Here is a 15,547-nt window from a genome sequence, read left to right as displayed (position 1 = left end):
GTATCAAAGCTTGTTTCACTTTTTGTCAAGAAGATACATCATAAAGCAGATAATGGCTATCGCAAGGAAAAATAACAGAACCGCAAGGAGTTCGTTAAACCTGCACTTGGCATAGTGAGACATCACTGCTTTGCCCCGCCATTTGTAAATCCTGCTGACGAGCGACATAACGGCAAATGTGACAATGCTAAAAACGACACATGGCAACAATGCCGACACACCTGGAAAAAGCCGGATAGTAACAGTCATCATAGGGAATATCAAAAGAGCGAAGATATAAATCGAGAGCATCATTTCGCCATCGACCCTGCCTGTTCGTCTTGCTTGTTCCAATTTCTCCCCCATCCACCAGAGGTAGTCCCAGAGATAGAACCGTTGCTTATTCTCCTGCCGTTTCATCATGCCCAATGTATAAATCCGAGGTGGAACATCAGCGCTACATTTGCCACGATCAGGGCGATAGCGATAAGAACTATTTTGGCGAGCTTCCTGCCGGGATGTTTCATCTTCCCGTAATGTTCACGGAGCGCTTCACGCCGTCCGGCTGTATAGCGTAGCTTGCAGAATAAATCGGGAAGAAAGCAGAGAGGAATCACTATGGCCAAACCAATCATCCAGCCGAAAAGGCGCAATATCGGCGGAAACCCAAGCGGTATGAGTAGGACGAAGAGCCAGCACCAAAACAGTAGCATACGTCCGTTGAGATTGGTACGCTCCCTTTCGTGCCATTTTTCGGCAACATACCACATATAGTCGATGAAGCAGATCCGGTATTTGCGATTGTCCTTTTCCATACCGTTATCTCCATACAAAGAAACCAACCAATATAAGTATAATCAGAAAGCTGACCAACACAATCTGAACCCTGCGGCGTGTTTCAGGCTTGCAATCATCAAATAACCACAGTTTGCTGTTAAACTGCCAATGACACGCCCATTTCCAACGGAACAGCAACCCTGCAAGCCATAGGGCAAGCAGCCCGACACCAAACAGCAACCCGTATTTCGGGTGAGCCTGCAACCACTCGAAAAACGCTTCCGCCTTGCTGTTCATTGCTTCGTATATATCGGTAACTGTCATACTTATAATTAAAAGGATTCCGAACACAAAAATAATGTTTTCCGTTCACATAATCACTACTTTATGCTCCAAAACACCAGCTGTGCGGTTATAAAACCAAGAAACAGCCCCCGTTAAGGTCACGGAGGTTGTTTGTGGGGTGTTTGTGTTCATTTAGTTCTGTTCCGGCAGGAGCTTGCAAAGCACCGGGTCGTTCTTGATACGTTCCAGTTCCTCGGCGACGATGCGGCCGGCCTCTGCCTTGATACGTTCGTAGTTTTCCTGCACGACCTGTTTCATGTGATCCGTCCCGTTCTCGTCCGTGAAATCGGTAATTTGTGGTATCTTCTTGTACCGGGCCGTTTCCGCTTTCACTTTTTCGTTGTCCACGACAATCTCGCAGTGGAAAATCTTCTGCTCGATACGTTCGTCGAAATTGTCCGCCACAGCCCCGACGAACATTCCCTGCGTGAGCGTCGAGATCTTCGAGGCCGGGATCAGGCTGTCCAGCTGCGTGGATATGGATGTCGATTTGTCGCTGCGGCTCAACGTCATGCTCTGCCGCTTCTGCAATACCTTACCGAACCGTTCCGAGAGTGTCTTGGCCGTTTCACCTACGACCTGCCCGGAGAAGATGTTGCCCACCGTGTTCATCACGACGGCGGCCTCCTTGTCCCCGTAGTCCCTCTTCAACTGTGAAAAATCCTGGAAGCACAGCAGCACGGCGACCTTGTTGCTTCTGGCCGTGGCGATCAGGTTGTCGAGTCCCTTGAAGTAGATTGTCGGCAGCTCGTCGATGATGATGCCCGATTTGAGCTGGCCTTTCTTATTTATGAGCTTGACAATCCGGGAATTATACAATCCCAAAGCCGCTCCGTAAATGTTTTGCCTGTCGGGATTGTTCCCCACGCAGAGTATCTTGGGATCGTTCGGGTTATTGATGTCGAGCGTGAAGTCATCGCCCGACATGACCCAATATAGCTGGGGCGAAATCATGCGGGAAAGCGGAATTTTGGCCGATGCTATCTGGCCCTGGAGCTGGTCTTGAGCGCCTCCGAGCCAGGCATCCATAAAGGGGCTGAGGTAGTTTTCGAGTTCCGGGTAGGATGTCAGAATCGGGAAAATATCCTCGTACCGCTTGTTCAGGAACTCGATGGCGTGCGGGAAGGTACAATACCGCCCGTTGTCGTAGATGCGCAGGAACCAGATCACGGCCGCGAAAAGGATAATGGGGCTTTCCACAAAAAAATCGCCCTGCTTCTGCACCCAGCTTCGGTTCAGGTTGAGCATGATGGTATAGGCGCTCTCGTAGGCGTCCGAAATATCGGTCATGAAGTCCGGGTGAATGGGGTTACAGCGGTGCGAGCGGCGCGGGTCGTCGAAATTTATGACGTAGAAAGTCGGGATTTTCTTGTAACCTTTCTGGTGATTCAGCAGGTGGTTGTAAGCGATTTCCGAAAGATCGGGAAACTTGTAGTCATAGATGTATTGGGTATAGCCCTTTTCGATTTGCTGTTTAATAAACTGGTTTACAACACAATAACTCTTCCCGCTGCCCGGGCTTCCCATGCAGATGCAAGCCCTTTGCGGGTTTACAACGTTGGCGAACCCGTTGTTCCACTGTTTGTTATAGTAAAATTTCGTCGGCAGATTTATGGAGTACTCGTTCTCGATCAGGCGTGTTTCCTGCTGGAATGATTCGTTCTCGTTATTGAAAGGGTCATCCATGAGATTGTTCTTCAGCAGGCGGGACATCCACACGCCGCCCATCAAGAGGCAGATATACCCGGCCGATAGGGTCAGTATGTAGAAAGCCGCGTTCGCCGCTGCCGTCAGCGGCAAGTCCAGCAGCCACCAGTTGAAGAAGAACAGCACGCCTCCCGTGGCCAGCGATGCCGTGATTTTCCGCCAGGTAATTTTCTCCTCTTTTACTCCTTTTGTCCCGAGGCATGAAAGGGCGAGGAACACTACGGCGAAAAGTTTCGTCCATAGTATATTCCGGAACAGCCCCGCGGTGCGGTCGAAGTTCAGCAGAATCCTATCGACCACGCCGATATTGATTCCCCATTCCCGTATCTGCCCGTAGCAGAACCAGTAGATGTTGATAACCACGAACAAGATACTCAATGCCCGCATGAAATCCATTGTTTTAGCAAGACCCCGAAGGTCGTCTTCCTGTTGCATAACCGTAAGATTTAATAAATGAATGATAATTGAGATGTTATACTTTCCTCCGTCGTGAGGTATTCCGCTTCCGTTGCCCGTCCCGTCCGGCAGGCGCTTGTTTCGGGGACAAGCCCCTCGTGTTTTCCCCGGGATTCCGTTTTCCGCCGAAGCGCAGCTCGAAGGCGTTGGCCGAGTATGCCTTTCCCAGCCGTGATCCGTTCACGACCGTCCGTGTTTCGTGGTCAATGAAGGTCACACCCACGATGCGGCCGTTTTCGTTGCGTCGTATGTAGAGATCCACCCGGGCTCCCCGCAGGCGTTCGCGCAGTTCTTCCTCCGTGGGTTCTCCCCGAAGCGCTTTATCGACCCGGCCACGGATTTGCCTCCTCGTGTCGTCCTTCCCGAACCGTTCGGCGCTGCGCTCCATGTGCCGTTCCAGCCCGTCATACCCGACCTCTTTACCGAACAGTGAGGATTTGAGCGGCGCGGCCACTGCCTTGTCCCCGTTCTCGTCCAGCAGCGTGTAGAGCAATCCCCGGTAGGGGGTTCCGTTCCGCTCTCCCCGGACTTCCTCTATACCTATATTATATAAGGACAGCAATGCCCGGAACTCGCCGAGGGTCTGGAAGCGGTATGTCGCCACGGCCGGTTTTATTACCGCTGCCACCTGGCGTTTCAGGTCGCCCCGCGTGTAATCGGCGGGGACGATCCCTTGCCCTTTCTCCCGCCTTCTCCCTTTGGCGGGATGCAGTCCGTACTCCCGTTCCAGTTCCTCGGTAACGGCCACGCTGCGTTCGTTGCGCCTGCTGTCGTTTATCTTGCGCCCGTCCTGGGCCACCTGCACCGACACGATATGGATATGCTCCCGTCCGATGTCGGTATGCTTGAATACGATATAAGGTTGTCCTCCCCAGCCCATGCGCTCCATGTAGGCCCCGGCTATCTCCGCGAGCTGCCCGTCGTCAAGGCGGTCTTCGGGAGCCGGGTTGAGCGATACGTGCACGACGGGTTTTTCCGTCCGGTAGTGCGAGGGCATCCAGCGCAGGAGGTCTTCTGCCGTCGCGGCCACGTTGAAGCGCCCATCCGCCGGCTCCCTCACGATGTGGGTCAGCAGTACTTTCCCGTCGCCCCGATCGACTTTCTCCTGGTTGTACGCCAGCGCGCCGTACACGTCTTTTCCGGTGGTGATATTGGCTACCATCGCTGTTTGAACTCTTCGGAGAGCGACACGACCTGCTGCCCGACGGCCGCCAGTTCACGTGTCGCTCTCTCCAGTTTATAGAGCAGCGCGAGTGTTTTCTTCTCGGAAAAATGCGCGTGCAGCTCCTTCACCACCTGGTTGTAATTCGTTCCCACGGCACGGAATTGGGCGTGGAAAGCGGTCAGCTTCGCCACGTATTCGAGCGTTCCCCGGTCGGTCTTTACCACCCGGAACGCCTCGTTGAACACTCTCGCTTTGATAAAAGCGGCTTTGGACAATAGCCCGGACTGCTCGTAAAGGTCGAGGAAACGGGCATGTTCCACGGCTGAAAAGTTTACCGAAAAGCGGTAAACGGCCGGGTCGTTTTTCGCGGGTCGTCCCCCTTTGCCCCCTCGGGGCTTTCTGTTCTTTTCCATCGCATCGAAATTTTAAGGAGAGGCCAGAGCCCCACCGGTTCCTGAAAATTCCGATCCCTTCGCGGCCTGCCGCCCTTCTGAAAAGCACCGACTCCGGAGGTGCTTTCTCCCCCTTGCGGGCAAGCTGTTTTCTGCTGCAAAACGAGAATCGTGCAGCAGAAAACACAGCTTGCTATTTGCCCTTTGCAAATACCTTCTGCCCGCTCGCGGACAGAACATTGAAAGAGCCGCCGTAAAACGGGGCAAGGACGGCTTCATTAGCGTCGGGATCGTTCACGAGGCAAAGATACCGACCTATTCAATATCTTGTACTACAAGCGATTACGCCACTTGCGTCCACTTTGACGCCACACGCGGCCATAGCGGAAAAAGAGCATACAACCCGTGTTTTTAAGGGTTTACTTTGCACGTGAGAACGGATACGGGCAATGACACATCCCCCTGTCCGCACACGTGCGGACGGATGCAGAAAACACCGTGTGCAGAGGAAAAAGCGGGTCTTTGTCCGGATAAGCAAATGCGGTTGCGCATGAGTATAAAATCGGACACGCGCCCATGCACCGGCATACCGGCGTAACAGCCTGCCAGCGCACCAGCATATATGCGTGCCGGCATACCAGCATAAAATCTCATGCCGTCACTTGTCCGGATACGTGAAGAGATGAACGATTACCCGATTGTATAACTAAAAACGCATGGAACAATGAAAGAGAAAACGAAATTCGTGGCCTTCTCCACCCAGAAAGGCGGAGCGGGCAAAACCACCCTCACGGTGCTGGCAGCCTCTTACCTGCACTATGTAAAGGGTTTCAATGTCGCGGTCATCGACTGCGATTATCCCCAACACTCCATCGTGGAGATGCGGGAACGTGACCTGAAGCTTGCCCTCGAAGACGAACATTACAAGAGGTTAGCTTACGAACAATTCACCCGGCTTCAAAAGAAAGCCTATCCTGTCGTGGAAAGCAACACGAAAGAGGCGTTGGCCGATGCCGACTACCTCCTGCCGCAAGGTGATTTCGATTATGTGTTCTTCGACCTTCCCGGTACGATCAATAACGAGGATCTGATTCATTCCCTGGCCGGAATGGATTATCTCGTCGCCCCGATCAGTGCCGACCGGGTTGTCATGGAAAGCACCCTGAATTACGCGGTTGTGGTAAAGGAGCATATCATGGGCCGCGAGAAGTCCCGGATGAAAGGGCTGTATATGCTATGGAACATGGTGGACGGACGTGAAAAGACAGAATTATATCAGGTTTACGAGGCGGTAATGAAAGAGCTGGGTCTTCCTGTTCTGAAGACCTTCCTGCCTGACACCAAGCGTTTTCGTCGTGAGCAGAACGCCAGCCGTCGCTCTGTCTTCCGCTCCACGCTCTTCCCGGCAGACCGTTCTTTGATCCGGGGCAGCAACCTGGATAAACTCGTGGATGAATTGATCGAACTGTTAAAGTAGGATCTTATGAGCGGAAAAGAACATGACGACGGTTTGGACGCTTCCTTCATCATCAGCCAGGCCAAAAGCCGAAACCGGCCATTACATCCTTACACGCCGGAAAAAGAGGAGGAGGCATCGGCTCTATCGGAACCGTCCGGCGAGGCCGCCGCCTCGCCGGCTACGAAAGAGGAGGGACGCCGCCGAAGAGGGAAAGGCCAGGATTACGAGCGTCTTTTTATCCGGAACGCCCCCTCCAATACCCGAAGCGGCAAAACGGTGTATATCCGCAAGGAGTTTCACGAGCGTATAACCCGGATAGTGCAGGTTATCGGTAAGAACGAACTCTCGCTGTATAGCTACCTGGACAATGTGCTGGAGCAGCATTTCGCGACCTATCAGGAGGAAATTTCGGAACTCTACAAGAAACGGAACTCCGATATTTTTTAGTTATGAACCCAATATTTTTACAATCCATTAAAAACAATCCATCATGTCAGACAAAGCAATTATTTTATCTGTTATCCTGGCGGCCGTCCTTTGCGTCGCCGTGCCCTTCATCTTCCGCGTGTGCCGCTACCGGCGCAGGATGAAAACCCTTATCGTCCCCGACGGCCCTTCGGGGGAGGTCGCCGTGGGGACTGTCCCCACCCCCGAGGCCGAGTACCTGGCCCGTTACATCTGCCTGCTGCGGCTGCCTTTCGCCGGTAACAAGCACGTGAAGATACGTCCGTCGTATCACGAGCGTATCCGCGAGATCACCCGTGTCATCGGTCGTGGCGACGTGACGATCACGGCCTACGTGGACAAGGTTCTCAAGGCGCACCTGGACGATAACCGGGAAACCATCGAGCGGCTTTTCGAGGAACGCGAGGCCGTGGCCTCCCGGCAACCCAAAGCGGAGGAGCGATGAACGGGGCGTTGTGGCTGCTGCCCCTCTTTGCCGTGGGGTATGCCTTGTGGGCGTTTTTCCGCCTGCGGCGGATGGAACGTAACGAACCGGCAGACGGGATCGTTGCCGAAGACACGCCCTGCCGGCAGGAGATCATCGGCAGGAGCCGCTTTGTCCTCGACCCGCGCCACTCCCGGCCACAAGCTGCCGTAGAATCTGAAACTGAAAAAGTTACGGAAAAAGCCGATATATTTGTGCCCACGAATGTACCCGAACACCCCCGGCAGATTCCGCCGGAAGACCTGGATGAAGTGTTCGGTGTCGCTCCCGAGGGGGAGCCTAACGAACCTCTGGAAATCGACTTTCCGCTGTACGATGAATCTTTCCCGGATGCGGACGCGGAGGAGCCGGATTATGACGAGGATGAAGACGACACCGAAGAGCTGCCCCTTTTGGGCCGCTCGCTTGCCCAGGGGGTTAGTTTTGAACAGATGGGCGAAGCCTACCGCCACGTGGTACATGATCCACCTTCAACAGACGAGCAAAGGGAGGAAACGGGACGTGTCCTCCTGGGCCTGAAACAGACCGACATGTTCGAGGTCATCGTTTCGGGCCGCCCCGACGGGAACGACAGGGTAAAATCCCTGATCGACACCTACCTCTCGGCCTTTCACCGGCGTATGTCCGAGAGGTCTGCGGAAAGCCCATCTCCGCAGGGTTCGGTTCCCACGGGTTTCGACGTCCGTGAGTTTGTTTAACCCCATAATGACATCACGATGAAAGAAAAAGACTACGGGTAGCACGTGAGGCTATCCTCGAACCACTGAAAAAATCCGAATCAAGAAGTTTAACCCGGTGCGGGGCCTATCCATCCCCGCGCCACAATTCAAACATTATCGAGTTATGAGAAAGAACAAGATTCTTCTTCCGGCGGCATTTCTCTTTGCCGCCATCTCCTCCGCTTTCGCGCAGGGCAACGGCATCGCCGGCATTACGGAGGCTACCAACATGGTAACCAGCTACTTCGATCCCGGAACGAAGCTCATCTACGCGATTGGGGCTGTGGTCGGCCTTATCGGCGGGATCAAGGTCTATAACAAGTTTTCGAGCGGCGACCCCGACACGTCGAAGACCGCCGCGAGCTGGTTCGGCGCGTGTATTTTCCTGATTGTCGCCGCGACGATCCTACGCTCTTTCTTCTTGTAGTCCAACCTGTCATGCAAATAATTATGGAATATGGAATCAACAAGGGAATCGGCAAGAGCGTGGAGTTCCGGGGCCTGAAGGCGCAGTACCTCTTCATCTTCGCGGGCGGCCTGCTGGCCGTCTTCGTGGTGTTCGTCATCCTCTACATGGCAGGGGTCGATCAGTGGGTATGTATCGCTTTCGGCGTTGCGGCGGCTTCGGTGCTGGTCTGGCTTACCTTCCGCCTGAACGCCCGTTACGGGGAACACGGGCTGATGAAGCTGTTCGCCGCGCGCCGGCATCCCCGCTACCTGCTCAACCGCAAGTCCCTGCGCCGGTTGCTGAAAAGAAAGGGGGGCCGCGTATGAGAAACATCTTGAAAGCCACCACGCTGGAAAGCAAGTTCCCGCTCCTGGCCGTGGAAGGCGGTTGTATCATCAGCAAGGACGCGGACATAACGGTCGCCTATCGGGTCGAACTCCCGGAGCTGTTCACCGTCACGTCCGCCGAGTACGAGGCGATCCACGCCGCCTGGTGCAAGGCCCTGAAGGTCTTGCCCGAATACAGCGTGGTACACAAGCAGGACTGGTTCATCCGCGAGCGTTACCGCCCGGCCACGGGCGAGGGGGACATGAGTTTCCTCTCCCGCAGTTACGAGCGGCATTTCAACGAGCGTCCGTTCCTGACCCACGCCTGCTTCCTCTACCTGACGAAAACGACGAGGGAGCGTATGCACATGCGTTCAGACTTCTCGACCCTCTGCCGGGGCAACATCATTCCCAAAGAGGTAAACCGGGAATCGGCGACAAAATTCCTGGAGGCGGCGGAACAGTTCGAGCGTATTCTGAACGATTCGGGTTTCCTGACCCTTGTCCGCCTCACGGGGGACGAGATCACGGGTACGGCGGATTGTCCGGGCCTGCTGGAACGGTACTTTTCCCTCTCGCTCTCGGAGACGACTTCTCTTCAGGACATCGAGCTGGGGGCCGAGGTTCTGCGCGTGGGCAACAAACGGGTGTGCCTGCACACGCTCTCGGACACGGAAGACCTGCCGGGGCGCGTGGGTACGGATACCCGTTACGAGCGTCTTTCCACCGACCGTTCGGACTGCCTGCTCTCGTTCGCGGCCCCCGTGGGGCTTCTGCTTTCCTGCGACCACCTTTACAACCAGTACGTGTTCCTGGAAGACAGCGACGAAAACCTGCGTATGTTCGAGAAACGTGCGCGCAACATGCAGTCCCTTTCCCGCTACTCCCGCGGAAACCAGATAAACAAGGAGTGGATCGACCAGTATCTCAACGAGGCGCACTCGTTCGGTCTTCAATCCGTCCGGGCCCATTTCAACGTGCTGGCTTGGTCGGACGACGTGCAGGAGCTCCGGCATATCCGCAATGATGTGGGCAGCCAGCTCGCTCTGATGGAGTGCCGCCCGCGCCACAACACCGTGGACGCCGCCACGCTCTACTGGGCGGGTATGCCGGGCAACGCGGGGGATTTCCCCGCCGAGGAATCGTTCTACACGTTCATCGAGCCCGCGGTCTGTTTCTTCACGGAGGAAACCAACTATAAATCCTCGTCCAGCCCTTTCGGCATCAAGCTGTGCGACCGCGTAAGCGGCAGGCCCCTGCACCTGGACATCTCGGACGAACCGATGAAAAAAGGGATCATTACCAACAGGAATAAATTCGTGTTAGGCGGCTCGGGGTCAGGCAAGTCATTCTTTATGAATCATTTAGTCCGCCAATACTGGGAGCAGGGCACGCATGTCGTGCTGGTGGATACCGGTAACAGCTACCAGGGCCTTTGCGAGCTGATCCGGCGTAAGACCAAAGGTGAGGACGGCGTGTATTTTACCTATACCGAGGAACATCCCATCAGTTTCAACCCGTTCTACACCGACGACTACTATTTCGACGTGGAGAAGAAGGACAGCATCAAGACGCTGCTGCTGACACTCTGGAAAACCGAGGACGACAAGATCACGAAGACCGAGAGCGGCGAGCTGGGCAGTGCCGTGAACGCCTATATCGAGCGTATCCGCGCCGACCGGAATATCGTGCCGTGTTTTGACAGTTTCTACGAGTACCTGCGGGACGACTACCGCCGCGAGCTGGAGGAGCGGGAGATCCGGGTCAGCCGCGAGGATTTCAACATCGACAACATGCTCATCACCCTGCGGCAGTATTATAAGGGCGGACGCTACGACTTCCTTCTGAACTCCCGGGCCAACATCGACCTGCTCTCGAAGCGCTTCGTGGTCTTCGAGGTGGATTCCATCAAGGAAAACAAGGAGCTTTTTCCCGTGGTCACCATCATCATCATGGAGGCTTTCATAAACAAGATGAGACGGCTCAAGGGGGTACGCAAACAGCTCATAGTCGAGGAGGCCTGGAAGGCGCTATCTACGGCTAATATGGCTGAATATCTGCGTTATATGTATAAAACCGTCCGCAAATACTACGGTGAGGCCATCGTTGTGACGCAGGAGGTCGAGGACATCATTTCCAGCCCGGTGGTCAAGGAGGCGATCATCAACAACTCGGACTGCAAGATCCTGCTCGACCAGCGCAAGTTCATGAACCGTTTCGACGCGATTCAGTCCTTGTTGGGGCTGACCGACAAGGAGAAGGCGCAGATTCTCTCGATCAACCAGTCCAACGACCCTTCCCGTAAATACAAGGAGGTCTGGATCGGTCTGGGCGGCGTTCAGTCGGCGGTCTATGCCACGGAGGTCAGCGTCCCGGAGTACCTGGCCTACACGACCGAGGAAACGGAGAAAGTGGAGGTACAGCGGCTTGCCGGCGAGCTGGGCGGTGATATGGAACTGGCGATCAGGCAGCTCGCCGAGGGCAAACGTTAAAGGGAGGGCAGGCCATGTATCGCAAGTGTATCGGATCAGACCCCACGGCGGCGCGTTTGGACTTCGCGCTGTACGAGGTGGCGGGCGAGTGGGAAAGCCGCTCGGGTTCCCCCCGGGTTCGCATCTACCGCAACCCGGGACGCCGGGGCGGCGGTTTTTACGTGGAGGTGTCCTACAAGGACGGGACACGCTTCTCCCGTCCCGTGAGGAAGTATTGGGGAGGCATCCGTTACTTCGACCTCTACGGGTATGTCGCCCTGGCCTACGATGCGGGGCGCGAGGTGCTCCAGCTCTCCGCCTACGGGGATTATTACCGGGCGTCGGAATGACCGCCCAAGTATTCACGAATTAAATAATGAAAAGGATGAAACGATTGATTTTAACGCTGTTCGTGGGGCTTCTTTGCTTCACGTACCAGGCAAAAGCGCAGTGGACGGTCATCGACCCGTCGAACCTCGTTCAGAACATCAAGAGCGCGGTTCAAAGCTCGACCACGGCGACCAACATGGTCAAGTCGCTGCAAGAGAGTATCAAGATTTATAACCAGAGCAAGGCTTACTACGACGCCCTCAAATCGGTGCATAACATCATCAAGGATGCCCGGAAGGTGAAGCTGACGCTCGAAATGGTCAGCGAGATCACGGAAATCTACACCTCGGGATTCAACCGTATGGTTTCAGACCCGAACTTCACGGTGGACGAGCTGGCGGCGATCTCGGCGGGTTACGCCCGGTTGCTGGAGGAGGGCGGCGCGCTGGTGGCGGAACTCAAGACGGTCATAACCGGCGGCAACGGCCTCTCGCTCTCGGACAAGGAGCGGATGGACGCGGTGGATCAGGTTTACACGAAGATGCTGGAGTACCGCAACCTCACGCGCTATTACACGCGCAAGACCATCTCCGTGTCCTTCATCCGCAGCCGCGAAAAGGGCGACGCGCACCGGGTGCTGGCACTTTACGGGAACCCGAACGACAGATATTGGTAATCTGAAAACGGAGGCAGTCATGGATTTCGACAATTTACACCAGGTTCTCCGGAACCTGTATCAGGAGATGATGCCGCTATGCGGCGACATGATCGGGGTGGCGAAAGGTATCGCCGGCCTGGGTGCGCTCTTTTACGTGGCTTACCGGGTATGGAAGGCACTGGCCAGCGCGGAGCCTATCGACGTGTTCCCGCTCCTGCGGCCTTTCGCCATCGGCTTGTGCGTGATGTTCTTTCCCACCGTGGTTCTGGGGACGATCAACGCCGTGATGTCGCCCGTGGTGCAGGGCACGCACGCCATACTGGAGGGGCAGACATTGGATTTGCAGGCATACCAGCAACAGAAGGACGATTTGGAAGCCGAGGCCCGCAGGCGCGAGGGCAAGGCTTGGTTAGTGGATGACGAGGTGTATGAACAACGGCTTGCGGATATGGGTATCACGGATTTGGGCGAGATTATCAGCATGTGGGCCGAACGCACGTGGTACGACATCAAGGCCGGTTTCCGGCAGCTTGTCCGGGACTTCTTCGAGTTGTTGTTCAACGCCGCGGGGCTTACCATCGACACGCTGCGGACATTCTTTTTAGTCGTGCTGTCGATTCTGGGGCCCTTGTCGTTCGCCCTCTCCATTTACGACGGCTTCCACTCGACGCTCACGAGCTGGATTTCCCGCTATATCAGCGTGTACCTTTGGCTTCCCATCGCCGACCTGTTCTCCGCGGTGCTGGCCAAGATCCAGACGTTGATGCTCCAGGCGGACGTCCTGGCCCTGCAAGACCCCAACTACATTCCTGACAGCGGCAGCGGTGTCTATATTATCTTTTTGATTATAGGTATCATAGGCTATTTCACGATCCCCACCGTTGCCGAGTGGGTGATCCAGTCGGGCGGAGCCGGCGGGGCTATGGGCGGTATCAACAAGGCCGGGGCATTCGCCACGGGTGTCGCGGGCGGTATCGCCGGCAACATGATCGGCCGCACGTTCGGGCGTCGCGGCGGTGGCGGTTCCTCCTCCGGTAACGGCGGCGGTGGCCCGGCTTCGGGCAGTGCCCCCAACGGGCGCAACCTGGCAACACAAGGTAACAATAATCATTCATAACAATTTGGACAATGGAATTCAAGTCATTAAAAAACATCGAAACAAGTTTCAGGCAGATTCGGCTTTTCGGTATCGTGTTCCTCTGCCTGTGCGCGCTGGTATCCGTGTTCAGCGTGGTCGCGAGCTTCCGTTTCGCCGAAAAGCAGCGCGAGAAGATCTACGTCCTGGACGGGGGCAAGTCGCTGATGCTGGCGCTCTCGCAGGATTTGAGCCAGAACCGCCCCGTGGAGGCGCGCGAACATATCCGGCGTTTTCACGAGTTGTTCTTCACCCTCTCGCCCGACCGTGCGGCCATCGAGAGCAACATCAACCGCGCGCTGTTCCTGGTCGATAAGAGCGCCTTCGCCTATTACCAGGACATGCAGGAGAAAGGTTACTACAACCGTGTGGTGTCGGGGAACATCAGCCAGCGTATCGAGGTGGACTCCGTGGTGTGCGACTTCAACGCCTATCCCTACCGGGCCATGACCTATGCCCGGCAAATGATTGTCCGCGAGAGCAACATCACCGAGCGTTCGCTGGTCACGCGCTGCGAGCTGATCAACTCGGGGCGTTCGGACAATAACCCGCAGGGTTTCATCATGGAGAAATTCGAGATTCTGGAGAACCGCGATTTACGTACATTAAAAAGATAAGGCTATGGCAAAGAAGAGAATAAAGGCTTTCGGGGAGTGGGTCGAAGACCACCTGCGCCGCGCTTGCGGGGCGCTCTCGCCCGATAAGCGGATTATCGTGATCCTCACGCTGCTCTTGTTCTTTTCCGTCTTGTCGCTCTACTTTACCGTGTCTTCCATCTACCGCTTCGGCAAGGGAGCCGGGGAACGGATGCAGATACGGCATATCGAGCGGCTGGAACTGGAATTAAGACAACGGCAGGAGGACGACAGTGTAAAACATCTAAAAGATTTCAATTATGACGACGAACGAAAAACAGAATAAACAGCCGGAGGCGGGGAAAAAGGAACTCACGCCCCGGCAGATACAGATGCGGAAGAAGATGGTGGTCTTCCCGCTCTTTTTCCTGGCCTTTGCCGGGTGCATGTGGCTGATCTTCTCCCCCGGCGAAAAAGAACGGGAGGAGCCTTCGGCGGGTTTCAACACGGAGCTGCCGACCCCGGAATCGGAGGGTATCCTCTCGGACAAGCGTGATGCCTACGTGCAGGAGGAGATGCGGCGCAGGGAGCGGGAAAAGATGCGCTCCTTGCAGGATTTCGCGTTCGGGATGGAGGACGAGGAAGAAGAGCCCGTCATGCCCGCTGCCGTGCCGGATAAGTCTTCCGGCCCTGCCGGCGGTTCGTCGGGAGCTTTCCGGACTTCCCGTGCCGCCTATGCCGACATCAACCGCCAGTTAGGCAGTTTCTACGAGGAGACCGCCGGTGAAACGGGGGAAGAGCGCGAGATGCAGGCCCGCATCGAGGAACTGGAACGCCGCCTAGAAGAACAGCAGGCGCAGAAAACGGCCCAGGAGGAGCAGGTGGCGCTGCTGGAGAAGTCCTACGAGATCGCCGCCCGCTACATGAATGGCGGTCAGGCCCCGGAAGCTCCGCGTCAGAAAACCTCCGTTTCCGGCAAGGCTTCCGTGCAGCCCGTGCGCCAGGTGCGCCGTAACATCGTGTCGCTGCTCGCCGCCCCGCTGCCCGATTCGGTCTTCGCCCGTGAGTTCGTCAAGCCCCGGAACTGGGGTTTCAACACGGTGGGGAGCGACCTTCGCGAGCCCGAGCGCAACAGTATCCGTGCCGCCGTGCAGCAAACCGTGACGCTCACCGATGGTGGGGAGGTTACTTTCCGGCTGCTGGAACCGATGATGGCGGGAGATCTGCTCATCCCCTCGGGTACGCCCGTAACGGGGGCGGCGAGGATCAACGGCGAACGGCTGACGGTCAAGGTCAGCGCTGTCCAGCACGGCGGGGCGGTCGTTCCGGTCGATCTGTCGGTCTATGATACGAACGGCAACGAGGGTATTCCCGTGCCGGGGTCGGAAGAACTCAATGCCGTGAAGGAGATCGCCGCCAATATGGGCGCGGGCATGGGCAGCAGTATCACGATCACGGACGATGCCGGTTCGCAACTGCTCTCCGACCTGGGGCGCAGCGCCATCCAGGGCGTGTCGCAATACGTGAGCAAGAAGATGCGCTCGGTCAAGGTCACGCTCAAGGCCGGTTACAGCGTCCTGCTGCTCCCGCCCCTTCAATAAGGGTACAAACGACGTACTTCCGTACACCACTGAAAAAATCCATTTTTATCAACAA

Annotated in this window: 20 protein-coding genes; 13 read left to right on the top strand and 7 right to left on the bottom strand. The window is 56.0% G+C overall.

The window, feature by feature from the left end; genetic code table 11:
- Positions 1 to 15: 15 nt before the first annotated feature.
- The 7 genes from AB5217_RS16730 to AB5217_RS16700 form a co-directional block, all read right to left on the bottom strand.
- A complete protein-coding gene (locus AB5217_RS16730; protein WP_004295467.1) occupies positions 16 to 402 on the bottom strand; it encodes a hypothetical protein in 387 nt (128 codons plus the stop codon).
- Positions 399 to 794: a hypothetical protein gene (locus tag AB5217_RS16725; RefSeq protein ID WP_117610877.1), complete on the bottom strand. Its 396-nt coding sequence runs from the start codon at positions 792 to 794 to the stop codon at positions 399 to 401. The genes AB5217_RS16730 and AB5217_RS16725 overlap by 4 nt, the downstream gene beginning before the upstream one ends.
- Before the next feature lie 4 nt (positions 795 to 798).
- Positions 799 to 1,080 (bottom strand): Imm17 family immunity protein, encoded by a 282-nt coding sequence (locus tag AB5217_RS16720; RefSeq protein WP_234094719.1) that lies wholly within the window; start codon positions 1,078 to 1,080, stop codon positions 799 to 801.
- 153 nt (positions 1,081 to 1,233) lie between these two features.
- Positions 1,234 to 3,243 carry a conjugal transfer protein MobC gene (gene mobC / locus AB5217_RS16715; RefSeq protein WP_005681351.1) on the bottom strand — a complete coding sequence of 670 codons (2,010 nt, stop codon included), beginning with the start codon at positions 3,241 to 3,243 and terminating at the stop codon, positions 1,234 to 1,236.
- A gap of 37 nt (positions 3,244 to 3,280) precedes the next feature.
- On the bottom strand, positions 3,281 to 4,426 hold the full coding sequence (mobB, locus tag AB5217_RS16710; protein WP_004295463.1) for a conjugal transfer protein MobB: 1,146 nt from the start codon (positions 4,424 to 4,426) through the stop codon (positions 3,281 to 3,283).
- Positions 4,420 to 4,842 (bottom strand): conjugal transfer protein MobA, encoded by a 423-nt coding sequence (gene mobA / locus AB5217_RS16705; protein ID WP_004295462.1) that lies wholly within the window; start codon positions 4,840 to 4,842, stop codon positions 4,420 to 4,422. Before mobA ends, mobB begins: the two co-directional genes overlap by 7 nt.
- A gap of 390 nt (positions 4,843 to 5,232) precedes the next feature.
- Positions 5,233 to 5,475: a hypothetical protein gene (locus AB5217_RS16700; protein WP_007559006.1), complete on the bottom strand. Its 243-nt coding sequence runs from the start codon at positions 5,473 to 5,475 to the stop codon at positions 5,233 to 5,235.
- Positions 5,476 to 5,545: 70 nt separating this feature from the next.
- On the opposite strand from AB5217_RS16700, the gene AB5217_RS16695 reads away from it, so the two are divergent.
- From AB5217_RS16695 to traM, 13 genes are all read left to right on the top strand, one after another.
- The gene (locus tag AB5217_RS16695) at positions 5,546 to 6,298 is read left to right on the top strand and encodes a ParA family protein (protein ID WP_004295460.1); all 753 of its coding nucleotides are present in this window, start codon (positions 5,546 to 5,548) and stop codon (positions 6,296 to 6,298) included.
- 6 nt (positions 6,299 to 6,304) lie between these two features.
- Positions 6,305 to 6,727, top strand: coding sequence for a DUF3408 domain-containing protein (locus AB5217_RS16690; RefSeq protein WP_004319163.1), 423 nt, complete (start codon positions 6,305 to 6,307; stop codon positions 6,725 to 6,727).
- A gap of 43 nt (positions 6,728 to 6,770) precedes the next feature.
- The gene (locus tag AB5217_RS16685) at positions 6,771 to 7,190 is read left to right on the top strand and encodes a DUF3408 domain-containing protein (protein WP_004295458.1); all 420 of its coding nucleotides are present in this window, start codon (positions 6,771 to 6,773) and stop codon (positions 7,188 to 7,190) included.
- Positions 7,187 to 7,927, top strand: coding sequence for a hypothetical protein (locus AB5217_RS16680; protein ID WP_004303801.1), 741 nt, complete (start codon positions 7,187 to 7,189; stop codon positions 7,925 to 7,927). Before AB5217_RS16685 ends, AB5217_RS16680 begins: the two co-directional genes overlap by 4 nt.
- Before the next feature lie 145 nt (positions 7,928 to 8,072).
- Positions 8,073 to 8,375, top strand: coding sequence for a DUF4134 domain-containing protein (locus tag AB5217_RS16675; RefSeq protein ID WP_004303800.1), 303 nt, complete (start codon positions 8,073 to 8,075; stop codon positions 8,373 to 8,375).
- A 20-nt stretch (positions 8,376 to 8,395) separates the two neighbouring features.
- Complete coding sequence (locus AB5217_RS16670) at positions 8,396 to 8,722, top strand: DUF4133 domain-containing protein (protein ID WP_029427933.1); 327 nt, start codon at positions 8,396 to 8,398, stop codon at positions 8,720 to 8,722.
- Entirely contained in the window at positions 8,719 to 11,214 is a 2,496-nt protein-coding gene (locus AB5217_RS16665; protein ID WP_009132159.1) for a TraG family conjugative transposon ATPase, read from the top strand. The genes AB5217_RS16670 and AB5217_RS16665 overlap by 4 nt, the downstream gene beginning before the upstream one ends.
- A 14-nt stretch (positions 11,215 to 11,228) precedes the next feature.
- Positions 11,229 to 11,543, top strand: coding sequence for a DUF3876 domain-containing protein (locus tag AB5217_RS16660; protein WP_004303798.1), 315 nt, complete (start codon positions 11,229 to 11,231; stop codon positions 11,541 to 11,543).
- Between the two features lie 35 nt (positions 11,544 to 11,578).
- Positions 11,579 to 12,199, top strand: coding sequence for a DUF4141 domain-containing protein (locus AB5217_RS16655; protein ID WP_016212896.1), 621 nt, complete (start codon positions 11,579 to 11,581; stop codon positions 12,197 to 12,199).
- A 19-nt stretch (positions 12,200 to 12,218) separates the two neighbouring features.
- Positions 12,219 to 13,298, top strand: coding sequence for a conjugative transposon protein TraJ (traJ, locus tag AB5217_RS16650; protein WP_347072937.1), 1,080 nt, complete (start codon positions 12,219 to 12,221; stop codon positions 13,296 to 13,298).
- An 11-nt stretch (positions 13,299 to 13,309) separates the two neighbouring features.
- Positions 13,310 to 13,933, top strand: a complete 624-nt coding sequence (traK, locus tag AB5217_RS16645; protein WP_004295450.1) for a conjugative transposon protein TraK — start codon at positions 13,310 to 13,312, stop codon at positions 13,931 to 13,933.
- A gap of 4 nt (positions 13,934 to 13,937) precedes the next feature.
- On the top strand, positions 13,938 to 14,237 hold the full coding sequence (locus AB5217_RS16640) for a TraL conjugative transposon family protein (RefSeq protein ID WP_347072936.1): 300 nt from the start codon (positions 13,938 to 13,940) through the stop codon (positions 14,235 to 14,237).
- A complete protein-coding gene (gene traM / locus AB5217_RS16635; RefSeq protein WP_007851773.1) occupies positions 14,212 to 15,492 on the top strand; it encodes a conjugative transposon protein TraM in 1,281 nt (426 codons plus the stop codon). The genes AB5217_RS16640 and traM overlap by 26 nt, the downstream gene beginning before the upstream one ends.
- Positions 15,493 to 15,547: the final 55 nt, after the last annotated feature.

Source organism: Bacteroides sp. MSSM.1001136sp1_RTP21357st2_D2_RTP21359_211015, assembly GCF_040913205.1.
Taxonomy (GTDB): Bacteria; Bacteroidota; Bacteroidia; order Bacteroidales; family Bacteroidaceae; genus Bacteroides; species Bacteroides ovatus.
Note: the sequence above shows the minus strand (reverse complement) of the source record. Positions and strands in the feature narration are given on the sequence as shown.

Coding starts and splice junctions, on each gene's coding strand:
- AB5217_RS16730 (WP_004295467.1), bottom strand. CDS start 402: ATGATGAAACGGCAGGAGAATAAGCAACGGTTCTATCTCTGGGACTAC.
- AB5217_RS16725 (WP_117610877.1), bottom strand. CDS start 794: ATGGAAAAGGACAATCGCAAATACCGGATCTGCTTCATCGACTATATG.
- AB5217_RS16720 (WP_234094719.1), bottom strand. CDS start 1,080: ATGACAGTTACCGATATATACGAAGCAATGAACAGCAAGGCGGAAGCG.
- mobC (WP_005681351.1), bottom strand. CDS start 3,243: ATGCAACAGGAAGACGACCTTCGGGGTCTTGCTAAAACAATGGATTTC.
- mobB (WP_004295463.1), bottom strand. CDS start 4,426: ATGGTAGCCAATATCACCACCGGAAAAGACGTGTACGGCGCGCTGGCG.
- mobA (WP_004295462.1), bottom strand. CDS start 4,842: ATGGAAAAGAACAGAAAGCCCCGAGGGGGCAAAGGGGGACGACCCGCG.
- AB5217_RS16700 (WP_007559006.1), bottom strand. CDS start 5,475: ATGAGATTTTATGCTGGTATGCCGGCACGCATATATGCTGGTGCGCTG.
- AB5217_RS16695 (WP_004295460.1), top strand. CDS start 5,546: ATGAAAGAGAAAACGAAATTCGTGGCCTTCTCCACCCAGAAAGGCGGA.
- AB5217_RS16690 (WP_004319163.1), top strand. CDS start 6,305: ATGAGCGGAAAAGAACATGACGACGGTTTGGACGCTTCCTTCATCATC.
- AB5217_RS16685 (WP_004295458.1), top strand. CDS start 6,771: ATGTCAGACAAAGCAATTATTTTATCTGTTATCCTGGCGGCCGTCCTT.
- AB5217_RS16680 (WP_004303801.1), top strand. CDS start 7,187: ATGAACGGGGCGTTGTGGCTGCTGCCCCTCTTTGCCGTGGGGTATGCC.
- AB5217_RS16675 (WP_004303800.1), top strand. CDS start 8,073: ATGAGAAAGAACAAGATTCTTCTTCCGGCGGCATTTCTCTTTGCCGCC.
- AB5217_RS16665 (WP_009132159.1), top strand. CDS start 8,719: ATGAGAAACATCTTGAAAGCCACCACGCTGGAAAGCAAGTTCCCGCTC.
- AB5217_RS16660 (WP_004303798.1), top strand. CDS start 11,229: ATGTATCGCAAGTGTATCGGATCAGACCCCACGGCGGCGCGTTTGGAC.
- AB5217_RS16655 (WP_016212896.1), top strand. CDS start 11,579: ATGAAACGATTGATTTTAACGCTGTTCGTGGGGCTTCTTTGCTTCACG.
- traJ (WP_347072937.1), top strand. CDS start 12,219: ATGGATTTCGACAATTTACACCAGGTTCTCCGGAACCTGTATCAGGAG.
- traK (WP_004295450.1), top strand. CDS start 13,310: ATGGAATTCAAGTCATTAAAAAACATCGAAACAAGTTTCAGGCAGATT.
- AB5217_RS16640 (WP_347072936.1), top strand. CDS start 13,938: ATGGCAAAGAAGAGAATAAAGGCTTTCGGGGAGTGGGTCGAAGACCAC.
- traM (WP_007851773.1), top strand. CDS start 14,212: ATGACGACGAACGAAAAACAGAATAAACAGCCGGAGGCGGGGAAAAAG.